Source organism: Desulfocicer niacini (genome assembly GCF_054657595.1).
On the sequence record NZ_BAAHYK010000194.1, the window covers coordinates 1 to 388 of the forward strand.

Consider the following 388-nt stretch of genomic DNA (forward strand, 5'->3'; position numbering starts at 1 on the left):
GCGATATCCGTCCTTGTCAAGCAAGAGTCCGCCGTCCCCACGGCAGCCTTCGGTGGTGAGAATACCAACAGGCACGATGGCCGTGGGATGAAACTGCACTGCCTCCATGTTACCCAGGCAGGCCACACCGGTCTCAAGGGCAATGGCATTACCGATACCTTCTGAGATCACCGCATTGGTGGTCACAGAATAAAGACGGCCATATCCGCCGGTGGCAATGGTGGTGGCCCGGGCGACATAGGCAATGAGTTCACCGGTGACAAGGTCCCGGACAATGGCGCCATAACACACGCCATCTTCGTGGATCAGGGCAATGGCTTCCTTTCTTTCGTGCACGGGAATACCCAGTTCAATGGCCTTGTTGTCCATGGCGTAAAGCATGGTGTGT

Annotated in this window: 1 protein-coding gene; it reads right to left on the reverse strand. The window is 56.4% G+C overall.

Annotation, left to right across the window (positions count from 1 at the left end; genetic code table 11):
• On the reverse strand, window positions 1–388 hold a 388-nt coding region (locus ACYQ2M_RS25350; RefSeq protein ID WP_459919185.1), incomplete at both ends, for an FAD-binding protein.